The 18,169-nt window shown below is 40.3% G+C and carries 18 protein-coding genes; 5 read left to right on the top strand and 13 right to left on the bottom strand.

The annotated features are described in order from the left end of the window. Positions 1-41 precede the first annotated feature (41 nt). Positions 42-302, bottom strand: coding sequence for an aspartyl-phosphate phosphatase Spo0E family protein (locus tag ACZ43M_RS09080; protein ID WP_464507083.1), 261 nt, complete (start codon positions 300-302; stop codon positions 42-44). A 356-nt stretch (positions 303-658) separates the two neighbouring features. Continuing rightward, on the bottom strand, positions 659-1,840 hold the full coding sequence (locus tag ACZ43M_RS09075) for an aminotransferase class I/II-fold pyridoxal phosphate-dependent enzyme (protein ID WP_464507082.1): 1,182 nt from the start codon (positions 1,838-1,840) through the stop codon (positions 659-661). 115 nt (positions 1,841-1,955) lie between these two features. Here ACZ43M_RS09075 and ACZ43M_RS09070 point away from each other — a divergent pair, with 115 nt between their 5' ends. Continuing rightward, on the top strand, positions 1,956-2,741 hold the full coding sequence (locus tag ACZ43M_RS09070) for a carbon-nitrogen family hydrolase (protein WP_464507081.1): 786 nt from the start codon (positions 1,956-1,958) through the stop codon (positions 2,739-2,741). A 61-nt stretch (positions 2,742-2,802) separates the two neighbouring features. Here ACZ43M_RS09070 and ACZ43M_RS09065 read toward each other — a convergent pair whose 3' ends face one another. Together ACZ43M_RS09065 and ACZ43M_RS09060 are read right to left on the bottom strand one after the other, a co-directional pair. Beyond that, positions 2,803-5,097 (bottom strand): thiamine pyrophosphate-dependent enzyme, encoded by a 2,295-nt coding sequence (locus ACZ43M_RS09065; RefSeq protein WP_464507080.1) that lies wholly within the window; start codon positions 5,095-5,097, stop codon positions 2,803-2,805. Continuing rightward, entirely contained in the window at positions 5,097-6,113 is a 1,017-nt protein-coding gene (locus tag ACZ43M_RS09060; RefSeq protein ID WP_464507079.1) for a 2-oxoacid:acceptor oxidoreductase family protein, read from the bottom strand. The genes ACZ43M_RS09065 and ACZ43M_RS09060 overlap by 1 nt, the downstream gene beginning before the upstream one ends. Before the next feature lie 358 nt (positions 6,114-6,471). Here ACZ43M_RS09060 and ACZ43M_RS09055 point away from each other — a divergent pair, with 358 nt between their 5' ends. Then, positions 6,472-8,220, top strand: coding sequence for a B12-binding domain-containing radical SAM protein (locus ACZ43M_RS09055; RefSeq protein ID WP_464507078.1), 1,749 nt, complete (start codon positions 6,472-6,474; stop codon positions 8,218-8,220). A 424-nt stretch (positions 8,221-8,644) separates the two neighbouring features. On the opposite strand, the gene ACZ43M_RS09050 is transcribed toward ACZ43M_RS09055, so the two are convergent. From ACZ43M_RS09050 to ACZ43M_RS09040, 3 genes are all read right to left on the bottom strand, one after another. Beyond that, positions 8,645-9,868, bottom strand: coding sequence for an IS110 family RNA-guided transposase (locus tag ACZ43M_RS09050; RefSeq protein ID WP_464503521.1), 1,224 nt, complete (start codon positions 9,866-9,868; stop codon positions 8,645-8,647). A 393-nt stretch (positions 9,869-10,261) separates the two neighbouring features. Beyond that, positions 10,262-10,390, bottom strand: coding sequence for a hypothetical protein (locus ACZ43M_RS09045; RefSeq protein WP_464507077.1), 129 nt, complete (start codon positions 10,388-10,390; stop codon positions 10,262-10,264). Beyond that, positions 10,391-10,552: a hypothetical protein gene (locus ACZ43M_RS09040; protein ID WP_464507076.1), complete on the bottom strand. Its 162-nt coding sequence runs from the start codon at positions 10,550-10,552 to the stop codon at positions 10,391-10,393. Between the two features lie 130 nt (positions 10,553-10,682). On the opposite strand from ACZ43M_RS09040, the gene ACZ43M_RS09035 reads away from it, so the two are divergent. Beyond that, complete coding sequence (locus ACZ43M_RS09035; RefSeq protein WP_464507075.1) at positions 10,683-11,030, top strand: DUF3905 domain-containing protein; 348 nt, start codon at positions 10,683-10,685, stop codon at positions 11,028-11,030. A 111-nt stretch (positions 11,031-11,141) separates the two neighbouring features. Further along, positions 11,142-11,342 carry a small, acid-soluble spore protein, alpha/beta type gene (locus ACZ43M_RS09030; protein WP_464507074.1) on the top strand — a complete coding sequence of 67 codons (201 nt, stop codon included), beginning with the start codon at positions 11,142-11,144 and terminating at the stop codon, positions 11,340-11,342. 43 nt (positions 11,343-11,385) lie between these two features. On the opposite strand, the gene ACZ43M_RS09025 is transcribed toward ACZ43M_RS09030, so the two are convergent. The 3 genes from ACZ43M_RS09025 to ACZ43M_RS09015 all read right to left on the bottom strand — a co-directional run bounded on the left by ACZ43M_RS09025 (position 11,386) and on the right by ACZ43M_RS09015 (position 14,913). Continuing rightward, positions 11,386-12,435, bottom strand: a complete 1,050-nt coding sequence (locus ACZ43M_RS09025; protein WP_464507073.1) for an anti-sigma factor domain-containing protein — start codon at positions 12,433-12,435, stop codon at positions 11,386-11,388. Between the two features lie 3 nt (positions 12,436-12,438). Then, a complete protein-coding gene (sigI, locus tag ACZ43M_RS09020) occupies positions 12,439-13,182 on the bottom strand; it encodes an RNA polymerase sigma factor SigI (RefSeq protein WP_464507072.1) in 744 nt (247 codons plus the stop codon). A 150-nt stretch (positions 13,183-13,332) separates the two neighbouring features. Continuing rightward, positions 13,333-14,913 (bottom strand): peptide chain release factor 3, encoded by a 1,581-nt coding sequence (locus ACZ43M_RS09015; protein ID WP_464507071.1) that lies wholly within the window; start codon positions 14,911-14,913, stop codon positions 13,333-13,335. Between the two features lie 184 nt (positions 14,914-15,097). Between ACZ43M_RS09015 and ACZ43M_RS09010 the strand changes: the two genes are divergently transcribed. After that, a complete protein-coding gene (locus tag ACZ43M_RS09010) occupies positions 15,098-16,819 on the top strand; it encodes an AAA family ATPase (RefSeq protein WP_464507070.1) in 1,722 nt (573 codons plus the stop codon). 48 nt (positions 16,820-16,867) lie between these two features. Here the strand turns inward: ACZ43M_RS09010 and ACZ43M_RS09005 are convergent, their stop codons facing one another. The 3 genes from ACZ43M_RS09005 to ACZ43M_RS08995 all read right to left on the bottom strand — a co-directional run bounded on the left by ACZ43M_RS09005 (position 16,868) and on the right by ACZ43M_RS08995 (position 18,115). After that, positions 16,868-17,011 (bottom strand): YjcZ family sporulation protein, encoded by a 144-nt coding sequence (locus tag ACZ43M_RS09005; RefSeq protein ID WP_464507069.1) that lies wholly within the window; start codon positions 17,009-17,011, stop codon positions 16,868-16,870. 20 nt (positions 17,012-17,031) lie between these two features. Beyond that, complete coding sequence (locus tag ACZ43M_RS09000) at positions 17,032-17,127, bottom strand: YjcZ family sporulation protein (RefSeq protein ID WP_464507068.1); 96 nt, start codon at positions 17,125-17,127, stop codon at positions 17,032-17,034. Positions 17,128-17,284: 157 nt separating this feature from the next. After that, complete coding sequence (locus ACZ43M_RS08995; RefSeq protein ID WP_464507067.1) at positions 17,285-18,115, bottom strand: undecaprenyl-diphosphate phosphatase; 831 nt, start codon at positions 18,113-18,115, stop codon at positions 17,285-17,287. Between the last annotated feature and the right edge of the window lie 54 nt (positions 18,116-18,169).

Here is an 18,169-nt window from a genome sequence, read left to right as displayed (position 1 = left end):
ATATGATATTATTTTAATCCTTATTATATTAATAAATAGTTTCAAACTAAAACCTTGGGCCAAACCATGATCATTTCCTTAAAGGCGAATCGCACCTCTTCATTCGGCCGGGAAGCTTGTCCCATTAATTTATGATATTCATTAATTAATTCATCCAATTCCTGACTGTATTTTATTGTTTCTTCACTCGTAAATCCGTAAGCATTTGCACTTTTTATCATTAATTCCCTTTTGGCTTTAATTTCTTCAATAATATCGAGATGAACATGATTCTGGCTTTCGCCATTACTATACTCGTACAATTTTATCCCCCTGCCTCATACACTCTTACTTTAATTCGCTAAAAAAATAGACTACTTGATGAATTATGACAAGAATTCTTCTAAAAGTAAATACATTCGCAAAAGTAGACAAAACATTCTAAAACTTTCGGTTTTCGACAATTTTTCTTCGTATTTTCTCGGTTTTACGACAAAAACTCAGTTTGCCTAAGTTGAGAAAATATCCAGCATATTTCATAAATATTCCTTGACTTTTTGACTCGGAGTTATCTCACAAGTTTTTTTGAAATATTTTTTGTGACAAAAGTCCCTATTTTAAATTTAGTAAAAAAACTGGCTATCAGGGAGTGATAGCCAGTTTTTTTTAGGGTCTACAATTAACTTCCATTAAAGAGTTTTAACTTGCTAATTCTTTGGACCGCTTCCAAGAGACGTTCCTCCGTCGAAAGTAAACCGACACGGACATAGCCTTCACCATAAGCGCCAAAACCAATCCCCGGCGCCACCATAATGTGGGCCTGTTCAAGCAGCAAATTAGAAAAACCCTCGGATGAGAAACCTTCAGGTACCTTGAGCCACGCAAAAAACGATCCCTGTGGTGTTGTGACATCCCAGCCTAATGATCGGAGTCCATTAATAAAAACATTTCGTCTGCGCTCATACATGCCGGTTAATTCTCTAACACAATCCTGTGGACCTGTCAGCGCTTCTGCTGCTGCCTCCTGTACCGCCCCAAATAAACTGACATAAAGGTGGTCCTGCAATAGCTCCAATGCAGATATTACACTTTCGTTACCAACAGCAAATCCGACCCGCCAGCCTGCCATATTATAGCTTTTGGACAGTGTGTAAATCTCGATGCCTACATCCTTAGCCCCATTGGTCTGCAAGAAGCTTGGCGGTTTGATTCCGTCAAAGCCAATGGCACCGTAGGCAAAATCATGAACAATACAAATTTGATTCGCCGCTGCAAGTTTTACACTTTCTTCGAAAAATCCCTTGGTTGCTTGCGCGCCAGTTGGATTGTTAGGATAATTGAGAAACATTAATTTTGCTTCAGCTAAAATTTCAGCGGAAAGTTCTTCATACGCAGGCAAAAACTGATTTTCTTCTGTTAATGGCATTTTCACCATTTCTGCCCTTGCCAAAGCAACTCCTGACCAGTAATCCGGATAACCTGGGTCAGGGACTAGAACTTTGTCACCTGGGTTGAGCAAGCATTGCGGAATCTCGACTAATCCAGCCTTGCCTCCAAATAAAATGGCTACCTCTTTATCAGGGTTGATGTCAACACCATATTCCTGCAAGTAAAAATCGGCCGCAGCCTGCTTTAAGAAACGAAACCCCTGGAATGGTGAATATTTATGATTCACCGGCTTGGCACCAGCTTCCTGTAATTTTGTTACGATATGTTTAGGTGTCGGTTGATCTGGATTTCCCTGCCCAAGGTTGATCACATCATATCCCTCTTCCATGTACTGGCCTGCCTTTTTGACTAATGAGGCAAAAAATTGTTTTGGCAAGCCCTTTAATAGTTCCGATTGCGGAAATTGTGTCATATTCACACCCACTTTAACATCTTTTTTTAGTTGAAATTCTAGTCAAAAATGATATAACTTTTATAACAGCTTGTAAAGGGAAAATTCTGAATTTAATTATGAGGGAGAGAAAAAATTGAATTTTAAAATTGCTTGTTTACAAATGGACGTTGCCTTTGGGAATCCAAATAAAAATTACTATAAGGCAGAAGCAATGATTGAAAAAGCTGCGGCGATGTGCCCGGATATCATCGTCCTCCCAGAGCTTTGGACAACTGGTTATGACTTAACAAGACTTGAGGAAATTGCCGACCCCCAAGCCTTGCAAACCACCCAATTCCTGCAAAGAGCTGCAAAGAAATATCATGTTCATTTTGTTGGCGGTTCTGTTGCCACCCGGAGTGATAGTGGAGTGAAAAATACACTTCTCATCATAAACCGTGAAGGCGAGCTTGTTTGCCAATATAGTAAACTGCATTTATTCAAGCTGATGGACGAACATCTTTATTTAGAGGGAGGCAGTGAGAAAGGATTGTTTTCGTTGGATAATCGTCGTTTTGCCGGCGTTATTTGCTATGATATCCGATTCCCGGAATGGATTACTGCCCATACTTCACAAGGAGCAGAAGTGTTGTTTGTTGTTGCCCAGTGGCCTGCCCCCCGCTTATCGCATTGGCGGGCTTTGTTAACGGCAAGAGCAATCGAAAACCAATGCTATGTCATAGCCTGCAACAGAGCCGGAAGCGATCCAAATAATCAATTTGCCGGCCACTCGATGGTGATTGACCCATGGGGGGAAGTGCTTTCAGAGGCCGGTGATACCGAGGAAGTTCTATCAGCACAAATAGATTTAGATCTCGTAAAGAAAATCCGAAGCCAAATCCCAATCTTTGCCGATCGCAAACCGGATTTTTATAAATGAGTTCCCGAACAAACGCAAGCAGCCAGGGGCGCGATGCCCTTGACTGCTTGCGTTTATATCTCTATAACCATTGATTTTCATGCTTAGCTTTAAGACGCTGCCATCTCTTTTCGACTTCAGCTTCAAATTCATCGACTAAATGTTTGTTTTCTTCTTTTAATAAATGCTTTGTCTTACCCATGTACTTAAACCATTCCGTAACCGGAACGCGTTTTTTCTTATCCTCAGGATTATAGGTAATGCTCGTTACCCCTTGCTCAACCTCGTAAAGCGGAAAGAAGCAAGAGTTTGTAGCTTCTTCTAGAATTTTTGTTCCGTAGCGATCTTCGGATTTCCAGTTTAGCGGACAAGTAATTAACAATTTCCCGTAAACTGGTCCAACATTTTGTGCATACCACTGGGCTTTGGCACCTTTTTTGACCAAATCCTGCGGGAATGCTTCAGAACCAGTAAACACATAAGGTATATTGGTTGCTGCCATGATTTGAACAGTATCTTTATGGTGAAAGGACTTCCCTTTTTGTGTTTTTCCAACACCAGATGTGCTCGTCATATGTCCAAGAGGTGTGGAATAAGACATTTGTGAACCGGTATTCATATAGCCTTCATTATCGTACTCCAGCATAATCAATTTATGACCTCTTAGAGCCGTACCAATTGCCGAACCCATCCCAATATCCATGCCGCCGTCGCCAGTAATCATTACAAATGTCGCATCATCCGAGACATTAATTTCCCCGCGGCGCTTTAATTCCATAAATGCTTCAACTGTTCCTGATAGAGTGGCCGCACCATTCTGGAATAAGTTATGCATCATCGTTTGTTTATGAGAACTGTGTGGATAGGCAGTGGTTGTTACATAGGCACATCCAGTCTGAAATAATGTAACAATATCGCCTTCAATTCCTTTAAAAAATAGTTCAAGTCCGCCGAAAATACCGCAGCCAGGGCAAGCTCCGTGCCCGGATGCAATCCGTTTCGGCTTGGTTGTAAGCATTCTTAGTGGTGGAATTTTGACCTTTAACTTATTTGTTTCTTCATCCATCTTGACATCAATTAAACCAGATTTATAAACATCTCCATGCTGCGGAGTAATAACAGGCTTAAGGATTTTTTCAGGATTACCCGGTACAACACCGAAGTAGTCAAATGGCTTCTCAGCATAGCCTTTTTCCATCGCGTCAATCGCCATATTAAAAAATTCTTGTGCATCACTAGCATAGAAATCCTTGCCGCCAAGACCGAATACGCGGCTAAGTACAATAGTCTGGTTGTTCTTATCATCCTGAAGTGCAGATTTCACTTCATGAGTTAAATTAGGGCCATGGGCACCGTAAGAATCGGCACGCTCACCAACCAATAATGCCTTTACATTTTTCAAGGCTTCACGGATTTCCTTGGCAGGGAATGGTCGAATAATATTAGGGCTGATGACCCCTGCTTTTATTCCTTGAGCACGAAGCTGGTCAACGACATCCTTTGCAGATTCAGCTGCAGAATTTATTAGGAATAGAGCAACTTCTGCATCTTCCATTTTATATAAATCAAGGACAGGGTATTCTCTTCCTGACAGCTTTGCATACTCAGCAGCAACTTCCCTAAATACCTCCGCAGCGTTATATATCGCCTCAGATTGTTGGAAATGGTTATTCATTAAATCCTCACCGTTCATATGGGCACCGACAGTAACCGGCTGTTTCGGATCTCTGATAAAATTATAGTCGGTTGGACATTCGCCAACAAACTGCTGAACGACACGGCGGTCTTTAAAGTATTCTACTCTGCGCTTCTGGTGGGATGTAAAGAATCCATCATAAGCAACGATAACCGGAAGACGAACTTTTGAATGCTCTGCTACTTTTAATGCCATAATATTCATATCGTAAACAGCCTGAGGAGTTTTTGCCGTCAAAATCACCCAGCCCGTGTTTAAGCCGTAATAAAGGTCGGAATGGTCGCCGCGGATATCAAGCGGGCCGCTGACCGCACGAGTGACCAGGTTCATAACCATTGGGAATCTGGTTCCTGCCTGGACCGGCAATTGTTCAATCATATATAAGAAACCATTTGCACTAGTCGCATTGAACACGCGAGCGCCGGTTGCAGCTGCTCCATAGCAAATGCCTGCTGACCCGTGCTCACCATCAGCCGGAATCAGTTTAATGTCATGCTCGCCGCGAGCTTTCATCTGATCCAAAAATTGTGCTACTTCTGTTGAAGGCGTAATTGGGAAGTAGCCCATGATATGATAGTTAATTTGTGCCGCCGCCATTGCAGCCATTTCATTTCCAGATTCAAAGGTTGAAACCTGTTCGGCAACCCCTTTGGAAGTCAATTTATCTTCTAAAATAGCCATTATAAACTACCTCCTACTGCTGCATATGGAAAGTTTTGCTTTACGCGATGCCCATCGGCATAGCCAATCATTTCACGAAGGTCATTAAGCGCATCTGTTGGACATGCCTCTACGCATTTTAAGCAGCCTTTGCAATATTGATAATCAATCCCCTTAAGGAACATTTGCTTTCTGCCGCGTTTGTCCTCTCCCTCTTCCCAAACAAAACAGAAATCTGGACACACGTTATCACAGGCAGCACAATCAATACATTTTTCACGATTAAATTCAGGAAGAAACCCCTGTCTCGAACCGCTTAAGTCTTTTAAAATACTATTTGCCTGCGTCGTAATCACACCACCGAGTTCTTGGGTTAGAAACCCTAGCTGTGGCTGTGGACGAACAAATGCTTTCCCTTCAGCATCGGCAGGAACTTCATAGGATTTGAATTGAACTTCATTGTATCCGCGGTCAAAGGTACGAATATTCGGTTCAACCAAATGCGGATATTTCTTTTCAAATGTCTTACGAATAACATTTCTCATCGCGTCTGGATCAAGGAAATCACAAATTCTAAATAATGCCCCAAGCATCGCAGTATTTACTTTTGTTTTTTCCTCTACGGCAATAGTCAACGCGTCGACAATGGCTAACGTTCCATACTCAAGCCGCAAATCCTTCTTTACTTCATCAAAATCTCTTGTTGTATTGACCAGGACAATTCCATCAGCAGGCAATCCGCTGGCGACATTCACTGTTTTATACAATGCTTCGTGAAAGACACCAACAACATGCGGCTGTTCAATTGGACTGTGATCACGAATTTCTACATCGGGATCACAAAAGCGGATAAAGCTTTTTACTGGAGAACCTTTTTTCTCCGAACCATAGGATGAAAAGTTCGACCCCTTTAACCCAAGACTTAGGACGCCAGCCTCGGCAAGCATTTTCCCGGCCAGGTTTGCCCCTAAACCACCAATCGACTCAAGACGGATTTCATAGAATCCGAGATCATTTTTTTTCGGTAAAATAGACATAATGTCCCTCCTCACTTCGTTCAAAAAAACTACACGAAAAAGACATAAAAAATTAACTTCCAAAATTATTGTAGGACCTTTAAAACTTATTAGCTGTGACAAAAATCAAACATTAGCAAATAAAATATGAAACACTTCATATTTTTTTGAAAAATTTATTACCAAATCAAACTTTCTATTTATATAACAGTTTTTCACTTGTAATATAACAGCTGTTATTGTGATGCTAATGTGAACTGCAGCGTTATGTTTAAGGGGACCTTCTAGGTTAAGTATTGCAAAGGTTTGGCTACTATCTATTACGGCAAAAATAAGTTATAATAATATATTGTTTTATTTTTGTAAAAGGAGCTTTATCATGAAGGTCATTCTTGCAACTCTAAATGCTAAATACATCCATACTAATTTGGCGATACGGTGTCTAAAGGCATACGCCGCTCCGGAATTTGATTTGAAACTCAAAGAATATACTATCAAGGATCCAGTCTTGAATATTGTTTCCGATCTTCATCAACAAAAGGCCGCCGTTATTGGTTTTAGCTGTTACATTTGGAATATTGAGGAAACATTGAAAGTGATCAATATGCTTAAAAAAATAGACCCTGAGCTAAAAATAGTCTTAGGGGGACCTGAAGTGTCCTACGATACACGGGAGTGGCTGGAGAAATATCAGGATATCGATTTTATTGTAATGGGTGAAGGAGAACAAACATTTAAACAGTTACTTACTGAATTGGAAGCCTCCAGTGATTTTCAAACTGTTCCTGGTGTTGCCTATCGTGACAGTGCTGGTAAGATAGTCATGACACCTCAACAGAATAAACTCGATTTAAAAGAGCTGCCTTCCCCATTCCGTTTCCCTGAAGATATCCCACAGTTAGGCAAACGGGTTACCTATATTGAGACAAGCCGCGGCTGTCCATTTAGCTGTCAGTTCTGCCTTTCTTCTATTGAAGTTGGTGTTCGGTATTTTGACCGCGAAAGGATTAAGGAGGACATTCGCTACTTGATGGCAAACGGCGCAAAAACAATAAAGTTTGTCGACCGTACCTTTAATATTAGCCGCAGCTATGCAATGGAAATGTTCCACTTTTTAATTGATGAACACCTGCCTGGCACTGTTTTTCAATTTGAAATCACTGCTGATATTATGCGCCCTGAAGTTATTGAGTTTTTGAATCATGAGGCTCCTAAAGGCCTATTCCGCTTTGAAATTGGCGTCCAATCCACCAATGATTTTACAAACGAACTTGTCATGCGAAAACAAAATTTTGCCAAACTGACAAGAACGGTCACGATGGTAAAAGAAGGTCGGAAGATTGACCAGCATCTTGATTTGATTGCCGGTCTTCCCGAAGAAGACTATAGCTCGTTTCGGAAAACATTTAACGATGTTTTTGAAATGCGGCCGGAAGAATTGCAGCTGGGATTTTTGAAAATGCTGCGCGGCACAGGGGTAAGGCTTAGCGCAGCCCAGCATGATTATGTTTACATGGATCATTCTCCTTACGAAATTCTAAGCAATAATGTTTTGTCTTTTGATGATATTGTCAGGATAAAACAGGTTGAGGATGTGTTGGAGAAATATTGGAATGACCATCGGATGGATACAACTGTAGAATATCTTGTAACCCATGTTTTTTCGACTCCGTTTGATTTCTTTCAGGAATTTGGCTCGTATTGGGATGAACAAGGCTGGTCTAGAATTGGCCATCAACTTGAAGACTTGTTCCTTCGCCTATTCTCGTTCCTGGAACAAAGATCAATTGAAGATTTGGATATTGTCATAGGGTTAATGAAGTATGACTATCTGAAAAACCATAAGTATAAGCCGAGGAAGCCTTGGTGGGATCAGGTAATGGAAAAAAATGACCGGGCGAAAATCTACAAGCTCATTTCTGAATCGCCAATGCTGCTTGGGAAGCAATTTTCCCAGCTTAAACTGAATGAGCAGGAATTATTTAAGCATACGGTACTTGAATTACTTACCTTTGATTTAGCGAAATACCTAGAAACCGGAGAGCTTGACAACCACCCCGGCTATTTATTGACCTATTTCGATTCCGCCAATCAAAATACACATGTCTATTCCTTTAATGCACAATAAAAGCCGGATTAATCCGGCTCAGGCTGTCGAAAAACTTTCGACAGCCTTTTTTTGATTAATGAATTCAATTTTATTAACGTGATGCCTATTCGATATGTCTGTTGATTTCCGCTCTATTTTAATAAGCGGAGATTTTCCGGTTATGCGGAAAATGGAGCTTGTTTCGGGGCAAATAAGCGGAGATTTTCCGATTAAGTAGGCCAAAATCATCCTTTTTTCCGTTTTTGGAGTTAATAGTCGGAAATTGTCCGTCTATTTCTTACGATTAGTCAAGTGTATTTCAGTTAATCATTTGTGTTTTTTTATTTAGATGTATTTGGGAGGGGTACCCCTCCCAAATACATCTAAATTTTTCCATGACTAAAAGACCTCACGATATTCTTTTTTTCGAAAGGTCAGTGTGCTATAGTGAATATAAACTTGGCTACGATTTCTGAGCTGGTAGTGCGGACTCATAATCGTAAAGTATGCCGTGTGTCAGTAACTGAAACGTCACTTTCAGAAACTTATTGATACACGCCACAATCGCGACCTTATGAGGCTTTCTCTGAGGTTGCGTTTTTAATTTGTAATAATAGTCTACTAAATGATTAGGCTTACCTTTGGCCATAATCATCGTACAAATCATAAAGAATAAAATCTTCCGTAGCTTCTTATTTCCTCGTTTATTAATACGATCACGGTATTGTGTATTGCCAGATTGATAGCGCATAATATCGATGCCAACGTAAGCGTTCAGTTGTTTCGCGTTTTTAAATCGGCGAATATCACCTAGTTCGCCAATAAGCCTGCACGCTGTTGTATCACCAATCCCTGGAAAAGAGCGTAATACGGTATATTCCTTTCTTCCTTCAGACATCATAACCATTTGTTTCACAAGCTGGTCTTTCTTTTCCATTAAATCCGCAATACGTTGGGCATAATCGCGTACTTGATTACATCGAATATCCGTTGATTCAATGGCAGGATATGAATTTTTCGCAGCCTCTAATAACACGATGGCTATTTTCTCTGCACGTTCTAGTGAAAGTTTTTTTCGTGTATTGCTTTTTAAACGATTTTTAATAATTGTCTTTGAATGAGCTAATAATAGTGTTGGATGTGGATACAATTGCACAAAATTTAAAAATAGGGCTGAACTCGGTGTAATAAGTCGTTCCAACTCTGGAAATGAAATATGTAAAATGGCATGCATACGATTGCGTAAAAGGATAAATTCCTCTTCAATCTCGTCATAATAACGAGTAATCGCCCGCATCTGTTCATAATAATCATTCTGCACATACGTCGTTTCACGTTCCAATTTGAAGTGGGTTTTCGCTAACTCATGGGCATCGCTAACATCAGTTTTGTGTCGACGCATTGAAGCCATTTGTAGGTTCGCTTCAAGCGGGTTCATGCGACAGTATGTATGTCCGTGATCCTGTAGAAACTTTTCAACTGATTTTGAATAGACACCCGTCGCCTCAAATACGATTTCGGGGGCTTGTCCATCAAGAGCTGTTATTTCCTTAATACGAAGGTGTAGCTGCTCAAAATCAATGCGTGTATGATACAATTCCCCTTCAAATTCACATTGTCTATAACCATCATAAATGGCAATGGTACTTTTCCCTTTACTTACATCAAGAGCGATGACATGTTTCATATAAATATTCTCCTTTTATAACCAATCATAGAAGTCTTCACAGTGCCTTATCGATTCCATTTTCTTATACACGGTCTCTAGGACCCAACATACTAAACTGATTCAAACAAGGGTGTGAAGTTGGTCTGTTTAAGATACGGACTCTTACATGGTCCCATAGACGGATCGACCTTCCTTCACTTCTACTATAAAAAAATAGTAGCACAAACCATGGCCTTGGTTTGTGCTACTAATGTTAGTATGTTTAAGCTTTTTTCAGTCCAATTTTATAAATAAGCGGAATTCGTCCGTCTATGTTTACAAAGCTTGCTCTCTAAAGCCTTATTTTAATTCACAAAAAAATTGCCGAGAAAAAACACCCATTTCTCGACAATCTGAGCCGGATATCCAGGCTTATTTTTTTGATGCTTTTTTACTGAACCACTTTCTCTTTTCCTTTAGCGGTATACCATTAACATCCCCGATTTCCACACTGAATTCCTCAATCGGAATTCTTGGCGGAGTCTTTCGACGGCTTGCCATTTAGCTTCTACCCTTTTGTCCTTGTTTTGAATTTCGATTTTGAAATCTAATGGCATTGTTGTTGTCGGTAAATTCCGCCGAGAATTCACTCTCTTGAATATTTTTCTTTGGTGTTTTCGAATATTTCTCGACTGCATCAAATTCTGCTTTGCGCTTCGCCATCAGTAATCCCCCTTAAAATTTTGTTACGCTTATAGTTTTAATCAAATTGAATTTAAACATTCGTTTCCTTATTTTTCATAAATATTATGGTTAATTAGGAGAAAAATAAGGTAAAACAGGGGTGATTATAATGGACAAGGAAAAACAAGCGCAGAAAAAAGTAAGTATTGATGAAACCATGCCGCACCAAATCAACGCTCCGAGTTTTGAAGGAACGGGAATAAAAATGCAAGCTCCATTTGTCAATGAACATGGGGTTGTGATTGGTGATAGCCTTTATGCCTCGGAAAACTCCCCGTTGGAAAACTGGTCAGAGGAAACGGACCCTGCGATCATGTCTGGCGATGAATGGGTTCATCCAACGAATGATATCGGTTGGAATACAACGGAGAACCGTGAGCTGCTTGAAAGTAAACGCAAACCTCAAGCTTCTCCCTTTATGCATCCAACTAAGGATGTCAGCAAAGGGACGGATTGAATTCATAACCAGTTTGAACAAACATTACCACTAATGAAAATAAGGCAAACATTTAATACTACCTTTACAGAGGTGAATTAGAGCCCCTGTAAGGAAAGGAGTGAAAGAAAAATGGCAAACAGCAGTAACAAATTATTAGTACCTGGCATTGAGCAGTACCTAGATCAGGTAAAATATGAAATCGCCCAAGAATTTGGCGTCCAATTGGGTTCAGATACCGTATCACGCGCAAACGGATCCGTGGGCGGCGAAATTACAAAACGACTTGTAAAGCAGGCACAGGCTCAAATGGCCGGGCAAAACAATCAATAAAAATTTCATATAAAATGGCAAAAAGTCCGGCGGAAGCCGGACTTTACTTTTGTTTATTGTTATCAGGAGTTGATTTCTTCGTCTTTCCAGGATTATTATTTTGATTCTGCTGCTTTTTCAATTGCCCGTAGTTATTTTTTGTCGATTGCTCTTCCATCTTTTTAAATTGGCCATTGCCTGGCTTTGCATTTTGACCGTCTATCTTCTTTAATTGGCCCGGAGGAATTGGATTTCCAGAGTTATTTTCTCTACCAGTCTGATTAGCGTTGCCATTACCAGCCTGTGGTGCTGTTTCAACTGTACTACTGTCTAGATTGAGACTTTGGTTATCCTGCTTTTTCAATTGCCCAGGTGGTGCAGCAGTAATATCCTCCTGTGGTGAATCCCCTTTACTTTTACGGTTTTTGTTCGATATTTCTTTTCCGTTATCTTTATGGAAGCTTTTGGTTTGATATTTTCCAGTTGTGAGCCCCAGCTCATGAGCTTTTTCCAAATCCTTTTCTGTGCCTGATACTACAGTTAACTCTACCTGTTGTTCGCTCACAGCGGCCTTTATTTCCTTCATATTCGCTTCAAGTTGCTTGTTAAACTGATTTTCCGTCTTTTCAGTTTGTACTGTAGAAATAATTAATTGCTTATTGTCCTTTAAATAACCTTCCTTTTCTATTTCCGAGATAATGGATTCAGTTATTTTCGAGACATCCTGTTTCTTCCAGGCTTCAAGATGGGAAATGATTTGTCTGCCTTCTTCATTAAAACCAGTTAATTCCACCACTTGCATTTTTTTGTTAATCCCAAGTTCTATACTAGGATTCACGTCGATTGACATGTAGGCATAGGCGTGATTACCCTGATACATGGGAAAAAGGGATCCCAACGTTATGATTAAGGCCGCAGCCGCCACCCATACAGGTTTCATTTTAAGTACATGGATGAACAATTTTCGCTGCATTGCGTTTTTCATTGGCAAAAAACTTATTTCCTCACCGATGGTATAGGACCGGTCTTGTCTTTTCGTACGTAAGAATTCTCCTTCAGGGGTTAAGAGCGTAAGTAAGCCATCATCAATTTCCAAAACTATTCCTTTTTTCATGATTCAACTTCCTACCCCCTTCAGATAATCCTTCAAGTACACATAATCATTTGTAAGTATTAAGGCAATCGCAATAATGTACTTGCGATTTCGTTCAATCGTTTTTCTGCTCACATTAACCAATTCCACAAGCTGATTAATGGGCAAACGCTTTTTTTCTAGTAATATTGTTTTTAATTCATCATGTTCCACTAATGTTTTTGCAGTTAATATGGCATTGAGCCTCGCATCTGCATGCTTTGGCGAATTTTCCACCAAATCGCTGAAACTCAAACCAAAGGACACCAATAGGTTTTGAAATTGAAGAATTTCTTCTTTTCTAAGCTGTTCATCATTCTTTTTATCAAATTCCTCTAGCGAAAGCTCATTTACGATGGCAGCACCAGGCGACTCATCTTCTTGCAATTCATTGGTGATATCAATACTAATATGTTGGTTCTTTGTTTGCTTACGTATATAATCAATGACTCGTCGTTTAATGACCACTTCGGAAAAACTTAGCAAAGAACTGCCTCTTTTAGGTGAATACTTATCTATTGCTTCATTGAATGCGATAAGCCCAATGCTAAATTCATCATCGGTTTCATAGATATAACGCCTACATACAGAGGATACTGTTTTAGCTATAAATGGTTTATATGCTTCAATTAACTCATTAAGTAATGATTGATCACCTTGTTGTATGAGGGTAACTGTCTCTTCTAAAGTCCGATTCTTCTTTTTGGCCATAAATAATAAACCCAGCATTTGCTCACCTCTATTCGACCAATTATAACATAGAAATTGGCCTTTTGGAGTTAAGCATTGCTTTTACTAAATAGTTACGTGTGTCCCTATTTGGTTATGGGGGTGATAGAAATTTTTTCCCAATAAAAAAGCGGAAAAAATTCCGCCTTTTTAGTCATGTTGGTCCATTGGATTATAAAGTTTTACATTTGGATTTTTTTCTTGGAACCATCTTAGGGCAAATTCATTTTCGAAAAGGAATACATAATGTTCATAACTGTCTTTTACCAATAGGCTTCTCGAGCTCGACAGATTCTCATCAACAGCATCATCTTCTACCCAGCGGGCAATTTTTGAACCAAGCCGTTCCATTAAGACCTCGGCATTGTATTCATTTTTCATTCGATGCTCAAATACTTCAAACTGAAGCTGCCCTACAGCCCCTAGGATATAATCTTCCATTCGTACCGTTTTATATAGCTGAATCGCTCCTTCTTGAACAAGCTGCTGGATTCCTTTATAAAACGATTTTTGCTTCATAACATTTTTCGCCGAAACCCGGACAAATAGTTCAGGAGTAAACTGCGGCAATTTTTCGAACTGGAAGTCACTCTTTCCTGTAGTCAAAGTATCGCCAATTTGATACGTTCCCGTGTCATATAACCCAATAATATCACCGCTTACTGCCTCATCAACGGTATTACGCTCCTCCGCCATAAAGGAAGTGGATTGGGAAAGCTTTAATTGTTTCCCTAAACGAGGTATATTAATGGACATTCCGCGTTCAAATTTTCCGGAACAAATCCGGACAAATGCTATCCGGTCGCGGTGGGCCGGGTTCATGTTTGCCTGTATTTTAAAGATGAATCCGGAAAATTGCTCTGAAAGCGGATCGATTTCACCAATTGATGAATTACGAGCCTTCGGTGGCGGAGCAAATTGCAAATAAGTCTCTAAAAACGTTTGTACCCCGAAAGTGGTCAGCGCACTGCCGAAGAAAACAGGTGTTAAATTTCCTTCTGCCACTCTTTCCGCTGAAAACTCGTTTCCGGCCTCATCAAGCAGCATAATTTCCTCAAGTGTTTGGTCATATAAACCCGAGTCTTTCAGCTTATGGTCGCCTTCAATTTCTCCATCGTCATTTAAAGGGATAAAGCGTTCATTCTCATCCACGCGGAATTGTTCAACCCGATTATAATATCGGTCATAAATTCCGAGAAACTCTTTTCCCATCCCAATCGGCCAATTCATTGGATAGGACTCAATACCGAGCACCTCTTCCAATTCCGCAAGCAATTCAAGCGGCGGCTTGCCTTGGCGGTCCAGCTTGTTAATAAACGTAAAAATCGGAATCCCCCGCATCCGGCAGACTTTAAACAGTTTAAGGGTTTGCTCTTCAATCCCCTTGGCGGAATCGATAATCATTACGGCGCTGTCAACAGCCATTAATGTTCGATACGTATCCTCACTAAAATCCTGGTGTCCAGGGGTATCTAAAATATTTACACGAAAGCCATTATAGTCAAATTGCATCACACTGGATGTAACGGAGATTCCACGTTGCTTCTCAATCTCCATCCAGTCACTTGTAGCAAATTTCCCTGTTTTCTTTGCCTTTACCGTTCCTGCGTCACGGATTGCTCCGCCAAATAATAATAATTTTTCGGTTAATGTCGTCTTACCGGCATCCGGGTGAGAAATAATCGCAAACGTCCGGCGCGATAACACTTCTTTCTTCAAATCGTTACCCATCTTTTCGTCCTCTCTTTTGACAAGTTAAAAATTTTGCCCATAACTTCAATCTTATCTCGCAAGCGGTCAGTTTGCAATATTTCATCTCTATTTTTATTGTCCAACTTCCACCGATTCCCACATCCATTTTACTGGAAATACCATTATAATAAAATATGACTCTTTTAATGGGAGGTTATGCAACATGAATCAAAGCAAAAAAACCGTTACCAAATACATTCCGTTATTTGCGGCATTGCTGATCATTATCGCTGGAATCATCTGGTCCATCCAATCATCAAATAAAGAAGTTGAAATTCCCTTCTCATCTGTTGAAAATATTGTTAAAGAACAAAACGGACAAGCTGTAACAATTATCGAAAGAACAAATGGCAGTCTGTATTTAAAGGCTGGTCAAAAAGAATATGTCTCACATATCCCGCCAAATAGCCAAATGATTGAAAAACTTGTAGAACAATATAATATAAACTATTCCTTTTCATCAAGCAGCCGTTACGGCAAATGGGTGATGGGCGGCATCCTTCTCCTGCTCGCAGGAGCCCTTTTTGCCGTATATAAAACCAAGGGCGGCTTCGGCCCGGGTAATTCCATGAAAAACAGTGTAGCCAAAGCACGACCGCTGCCAGACATTACATTAAATGATGTGGGCGGCCTAGGGGAGGAAATGAAAGAAGAAATTTTGCAAACATTAACTACCTTAAAAGATACGGAACGTGCCGACAAATTAGGCATTAAACCACCGAAAGGTATCTTGTTATACGGACCACCAGGTACAGGTAAAACCCTGCTTGCTCAAGCAATTGCCAGAGAATTAAATGCTTCATTTTATTCAGCAAGTGGATCAGCGTTTAATGAGTTGTTTGTCGGTGTCGGTGCAAGCCGTGTCCGTTCCCTGTTTCAAGCAGCAAGAAAACAACGTCCTGCCGTCATATTTATTGATGAGGTGGATGCGCTTGCCGGCAGACGGAAAGCTCATGGTAACGAAGAAGCGGAAAAGACATTAACTGAGCTGCTGGTTCAGTTGGATGGCGGCCATTCGAATGATGGCATTTTATTTATTGCGGCAACAAACCGTAAGGATATGCTTGATGAAGCCTTTGTCCGCCCTGGGAGAATCGATTTTTCCTTCCATGTACCACTTCCGGATACAAAAGGGCGCAGAGAAATTATTGACATTCAAACAAGAGGCAAGGCACTTGCCCCGGATGTTCTCGCTTCATTAGATGAATTGGCTGAAAGTACTTCAGGCTTCTCCGGGGCTGAATTAAATTCGCTGTTTGAAACTGCAAGCCGTCATGCGGTTCGCAATCAGCATGAAATGATACAAAAGCAAGATTTAGATTATGCGCTTGACAGAACGATATTAGGTAGTACATCCCGTTCGCTTCAAGATCCTGACACGAAACGTCGTGTAGCTATCCATGAGGCAGGGCATGCCCTTGTTGCGTCCTTAACGAAGCCAGGTTCAGTAAGAAAAGCAACGATTATACCACGCGGGGAGGCACTTGGTTATGTAGCCCCAATCCCAAAAGAACTTCATTTATCGACGACTAGCGATTTGCTGGATCGTGTGGCTTTTGTTTTAGCGGGCGGCGTAGCGGAACGACTGCTTCTGGGTGAACATAGCATTGGCGTAAGCGGCGATGTGCAGCAGGCCAAACATATTATTGAACAAATGGTTGAAATTGGGATGCTTCAAGATGGATTTACCTTAATGTTCAGCAAGCAGGATAAAGAAGCAAAAATGCAGGAACTGTTTTCCACGGGTCTTAAAAAGGCGGAAAAGCTGATTGCAGACCATCAACCTCAGTATCAGCAATTAGTTGATGCTTTATTAAAAAAAGAAACACTAGAGGGATTTGAAGTCGAAAATATTGTTTGGGGCAGACTGAATGCTGCCATATAGTAGTAAAAACCCGCCTGTTTAGCCAGACGGGTTTATTTTTTCAATTAATTAATAGTAGCAAGCTGCTCCAACAATAATCAACAGGATAAATAATACTACGATTAAAGTGAAGCCGCCGCCATAACCGAAGCCGCCGTAACCACAGCCGCCAAAGCCACCGCCGTAACCAAATCCGCCATATCCAAATGCCATATTTATTACCTCCTTATTTTTTATATAACCCAAGAAGCCCCAACGATAATTAACAAGATAAACAAAACAACGATTAGGGCAAAGCCTGCACCGTAGCCGCCTACTGCACCTGACATTTAACATTACCTCCTTTTCTGAATTCTATATATCCTATTCACCTAGATAAAAATGTGCAATAGACACATATCCCTAATACCCAGAATTGAAAAAAAGGTATAAGCCCATATTTTTAATCAAAAAAACAGTTCCCCTAAAGGAAACTGTTTAATGTCGTTATAGAAAGACAAAATAAATGATGGCTGCCAGTAAAATTCGATAAATGGCAAACGGAATAAGTCTAACTTTATTAATTAATTTTAAGAAAAAGCGGATTGAGAAAAGGGCAAACACAAAAGCACTGATAAAACCTGCTATGAAAATCGGCAGGGCATCGATCGTCATATATTCCCAGTTCTTTAATAAAGAAATGAAGCTTGCGCCTGCCATAATAGGAACGGCCATAATAAATGTAAAATCTGAGGCGACGCGATGGCTCATCCCCGCTAACACACCCCCAGAAATCGTGGAACCGGATCTTGAAAATCCTGGCCATAGGGAAAAACACTGGACCAAGCCAACAATTAATGCCTGTTTATACGTAATTTCATCCACTGACCGTGTTTTTGGCCGGATAGGCCCAAAAACATCAGCTACAATCATTAATACAGCACCAATAACGAGACCAATCAGTACTGTTTCAGTAGAAAATAAATGTTCATCAATATAGTCTTCGAAAAGTAACCCTAGAACACCAGCAGGAATAAGTCCGACAATGACTTGAGATAATTTAAGCCGTCCTTCACCTTGAATTTCTGCTTTTGCCATGCGTCCAAAACTTAATAAATTGATAAATCGTTCTTTAAATGTGACAACTACGGCCAAAATTGAACCCAACTGTATCACAACTTTAAACGTATTTGCACCGTGTTTTGTCAAAAATGCCTCTGATTTAAGCCACATATCATCAACAATAATCATATGGCCAGTTGACGAAACGGGGGCAAATTCTGTCAGCCCCTCAACAAGGCCCAATAGTATTGCTTTTATTATCATTAGTAAATCCACGTTGTAAATCTCCTTACTGGCAATAATATTTTCAACTTTCCCATTTTCTCATTA

Source organism: Neobacillus sp. B24, from assembly GCF_055381825.1.
The sequence above is the reverse complement of the archived record's forward strand: the minus strand, read 5'-3'. Positions and strand labels throughout refer to the sequence as shown.

Excerpts from the sequence above, each read along its gene's own strand:
- ACZ43M_RS09015 (WP_464507071.1), bottom strand. The coding sequence starts at position 14,913 with ATGGGTAACGATTTGAAGAAAGAAGTGTTATCGCGCCGGACGTTTGCG.
- ACZ43M_RS09055 (WP_464507078.1), top strand. The coding sequence starts at position 6,472 with ATGAAGGTCATTCTTGCAACTCTAAATGCTAAATACATCCATACTAAT.
- ACZ43M_RS09025 (WP_464507073.1), bottom strand. The coding sequence starts at position 12,435 with ATGAAAAAAGGAATAGTTTTGGAAATTGATGATGGCTTACTTACGCTC.
- ACZ43M_RS09010 (WP_464507070.1), top strand. The coding sequence starts at position 15,098 with ATGAATCAAAGCAAAAAAACCGTTACCAAATACATTCCGTTATTTGCG.
- ACZ43M_RS09060 (WP_464507079.1), bottom strand. The coding sequence starts at position 6,113 with ATGTCTATTTTACCGAAAAAAAATGATCTCGGATTCTATGAAATCCGT.
- ACZ43M_RS09000 (WP_464507068.1), bottom strand. The coding sequence starts at position 17,127 with ATGTCAGGTGCAGTAGGCGGCTACGGTGCAGGCTTTGCCCTAATCGTT.
- ACZ43M_RS09075 (WP_464507082.1), bottom strand. The coding sequence starts at position 1,840 with ATGACACAATTTCCGCAATCGGAACTATTAAAGGGCTTGCCAAAACAA.
- sigI (WP_464507072.1), bottom strand. The coding sequence starts at position 13,182 with ATGCTGGGTTTATTATTTATGGCCAAAAAGAAGAATCGGACTTTAGAA.
- ACZ43M_RS09065 (WP_464507080.1), bottom strand. The coding sequence starts at position 5,097 with ATGGCTATTTTAGAAGATAAATTGACTTCCAAAGGGGTTGCCGAACAG.
- ACZ43M_RS09035 (WP_464507075.1), top strand. The coding sequence starts at position 10,683 with ATGGACAAGGAAAAACAAGCGCAGAAAAAAGTAAGTATTGATGAAACC.
- ACZ43M_RS09030 (WP_464507074.1), top strand. The coding sequence starts at position 11,142 with ATGGCAAACAGCAGTAACAAATTATTAGTACCTGGCATTGAGCAGTAC.
- ACZ43M_RS09045 (WP_464507077.1), bottom strand. The coding sequence starts at position 10,390 with ATGGCAAGCCGTCGAAAGACTCCGCCAAGAATTCCGATTGAGGAATTC.
- ACZ43M_RS09005 (WP_464507069.1), bottom strand. The coding sequence starts at position 17,011 with ATGGCATTTGGATATGGCGGATTTGGTTACGGCGGTGGCTTTGGCGGC.
- ACZ43M_RS09040 (WP_464507076.1), bottom strand. The coding sequence starts at position 10,552 with ATGGCGAAGCGCAAAGCAGAATTTGATGCAGTCGAGAAATATTCGAAA.
- ACZ43M_RS09050 (WP_464503521.1), bottom strand. The coding sequence starts at position 9,868 with ATGAAACATGTCATCGCTCTTGATGTAAGTAAAGGGAAAAGTACCATT.